This is a genomic window from Paenibacillus sp. AR247 (assembly GCF_002968895.1).
In the GTDB taxonomy this organism is placed as follows: domain Bacteria; phylum Bacillota; class Bacilli; order Paenibacillales; family Paenibacillaceae; genus Paenibacillus_AQ; species Paenibacillus_AQ favisporus.
Map to the genome: position 1 here is coordinate 1 of NZ_PCZT01000088.1, position 3,189 is coordinate 3,189.

The 3,189-nt window shown below is 53.2% G+C and carries 2 protein-coding genes and 1 pseudogene; 2 read left to right on the forward strand and 1 reads right to left on the reverse strand.

What is annotated here, in order from left to right; translation table 11 throughout:
* Together CPT76_RS36185 and CPT76_RS42410 are read left to right on the forward strand one after the other, a co-directional pair.
* Positions 1 to 2,336 (forward strand): non-ribosomal peptide synthetase (locus CPT76_RS36185; protein ID WP_146116578.1); only part of this gene is annotated, 2,336 nt, incomplete at its 5' end.
* Positions 2,337 to 2,514: 178 nt separating this feature from the next.
* Positions 2,515 to 2,865: pseudogene (locus CPT76_RS42410) on the forward strand (MBL fold metallo-hydrolase); the annotation flags it as partial.
* An 18-nt stretch (positions 2,866 to 2,883) separates the two neighbouring features.
* On the opposite strand, the gene CPT76_RS42415 reads toward CPT76_RS42410, so the two are convergent.
* Positions 2,884 to 3,189, reverse strand: a 306-nt coding sequence (locus CPT76_RS42415) for a hypothetical protein (RefSeq protein WP_374954769.1), incomplete at its 5' end; no start/stop codon positions are given.

Consider the following 3,189-nt stretch of genomic DNA (forward strand, 5'->3'; position numbering starts at 1 on the left):
TGTCTCTAACATCGCCCAATGCCCAGGGGATGAAGACAGCAATGAAGCAAGCTTTCCGCCAGTCCGGCATCGATCCGAGGACGGTTTCGTACATCGAAGCGCATGGGATTGCGTCTCCCATGGCAGACGGAGTCGAAATCCATTCCCTCAAAACAGGCTATCTCGAGATGGCGGAAGAAAACTCCTCCAAACCGTGGAATGATCCGTGCTATATCGGTTCGCTTAAGCCATTAATCGGACACTGCGAGGTCGCTTCAGGAATGGCGTCTCTCATCAAAGTGCTCTGCGCTTTCCGGCATAAGGTGATACCTGGAATACACGGTTTTACGGAGCCGAGCAGCCAAATTTCCTTGAATGGCAGTCCGCTGCGGCTGACCTCGGAGCACTTGACTTGGTCCGCATTGACGGATGCGGAAGGGCGGGAGCTTCCACGGAGGGCCGCGTTGAACAGTTTCGGGATCGGAGGGGTGAACGGACATATCCTTCTGGAGGAGTACACCTCTCAACATACGAAGGCGGCACAGGAACATCCATCAAACAGGAAGCACCTATTTGCTTTGTCTGCGCGAAACGGGGACCGCTTGAAAGCCTATGCCCGTCAGATGCTTGAGTATGTCGAGGGCATGGAGCGTCTGCCGCTCGCGGACATGGCGTTTACGCTTCAGCTGGGCAGAGAAGCCATGCATTCGCGCCTCGCCCTGATCGCCGGCACCCGTGAGGAACTGCTTGCCGGATTAAGTGCATTTTTGCAGGATGGCAAAATAACCGGATCAACAGTATCTTGTGCGGTTTCTATTGCCGTCGGCAGCGCAGAAAGCCCGCCAAAGGATGTTTCGGAGCAGGATGTAGCCGAATGGATAGCAGCTGAAAATATTCAGAAGCTTGCGGCTTATTGGGTACAGGGCGTCAGGGTGCCATGGGAGCAGCTGTATCAAGGAAGCAAACAACGCCGAATCCCGCTGCCGACTTATCCATTTGAAACCAGAAGGTGCTGGCGCGAAGTCCCGATGAGCCGCCGGGACGCGGAGGGTACAGCCAAGATGAATAACCTGGCCTGGGAGGAGACGGAGGCAGCCGCTGCCGCCATACAGGCAGGCAAACGAATCACTGGAGTCGTAAGCGCCCTGCTTGGGATGGATCCTGAAGAAATGAATCCCGACCTTCCGCTGGATCAATATGGACTCGATTCGATTCTGTTCATGCAGCTGCTGCAGCGGCTGCAGCAGCACATCGATCCGGGAATCGACTTATCGAGCCTTCAGGAATGCCATACTCTTAAAGATTTGATTCGGATTGTCCCGCCATCCGTTGTCCAAACACAGCGGGACAATCCCATTGATGGCGAACAGCGGGTTATACGCGAAGTCAGGACATGGCCAGCCTTTCCGGAGCTGATTTTGCTGAACTCAGGTTTCCGGACGCTGCGGCCGGTTTTCTGGTTTCACGGCGGCCTTGGCGGCGTAGAGATGTACCAGGATCTATCACGCCAGAGCGATCGACCATTCTATGGCATTCAGGCAAGAGGATGGATGTCTGAGCGGGCGCCGCTTCAGGGGGTGGCCGCTATGGCAGCCTATTATGTGCATATGATTCTCTCCGTGCAACCCGAGGGGCCGTACGATCTGGGCGGCTACTCCCTTGGCGGCGTGTTGGCCTACGAAGTTGCGAGACAGCTTCAAGAGCTGGAGCACAAGGTAAATACCATTGTCATGCTCGATTCCCCGTATGGCGAAGCTTTTCAGCAAGGGGAGATTTCCAGGCCGACAGCGGTGCTGCAGGCGGTCAATCTCGCCTTGGCTTCAAACCAATTTCAGCGTCCGGACACTTTTGCCGAAGCCCTCATCCACAGGGACGAGCTGGAGCTTGCCTCGGACGAAGAAGGGCTCCTGCGGCAGCTTATACAGCTAGGTTACGGGCGGGGTTTAACCAAAACGGAGCAGCAGATCCGCGCGATGATCGATGCAAATATCAAAATGCAGCACGCATACCAGTTTGACCGTTTCTCGGTGAAGCCGCTCAGTAATGCAGCGGAGATCACCTGCTATTATTTCCGTAACAAACGAGGCTTGATTTTCGGAGAGCTCGAACCGTACTTTTCCATTCACGAAGACACAACACCATTGGACCAAGCGGCTTATTGGGAAGAATGGGAGCGGCAGTTCCCCAACATTCACATGATTGACATCGATCCCTCCAATCATATGGTGCTGCTCTCGGAACCTCAGTCTTATGAGAAGATCTACGAGTTCTGCGCCCGGTTATACTCGAAGGAAGGTGTTTCGGAGGCATTTCTGAACGATTTTAAAAGAAGAACGGCAAACGCGATAAGCGGCTAAGCGCGCTTCCCGGTCGTGAGGCTGTATGCTCCGCCATTCGACCGGGACCTGCGCTTCCGCTGAAGAACAGGAGAGGAGGGGAGCTCAACTGAGCTATGATGTTTATCCGCTGCGAACCGTTTCCCTGCCTTTTATCAATTACACGTATATCGTGGTGGATTCCCGCACACGCCAAGGCATGCTGGTTGATCCGGCTTGGGACATCCAAATCATTACAGGTAAACTGAAGGAGCTGCAAGTGAAAGTGCAAGGAATCCTGCTGACGCATTCCCATCAAGACCATGTTCATCTAGCATCAGAGTTAACGGAAATTTACGGTTGTGCCGTTTACATGTCCGCGATAGAGGTAGATGACTATGGGTTCAGATGTAAAAATTTGAAAAAGGTGTATGATAGAGAGAGACTGCGCTTTGGAGAAACTACGGTGACGTGCATCTGGACGCCAGGGCACACCTCGGGAAGCATGTGCTACTTTCTGCGGGAATGCGTGTTCACTGGGGATACGCTTTTCATTGAAGGGTGCGGGGGATGTCAATTTAGAGGGAGCTCAGCAGACCAGATGTTTGACAGCATTCAAAAAATCAAAGCCAGTGTTACACCCGACATGCGCGTTTTTCCCGGCCATTCGTTCGGTGAAGCTCCCGGTGCAAGCTTTTCCCACTTGTATGACCGGAACATTTACGTGCAGCTGGAGTCCCGCAAGCACTTTGTCGACTTCCGTATGAGACCAAACCAAAGCCAAGCGTACCATTTTCAATAATCTGGAGGTTACTTCAACATCATGGCAAAACCCGTCGTTTTCTTGTTTCCCGGTCAAGGCTCCCAATATTACCAGATGGGAATCGAACTTTAC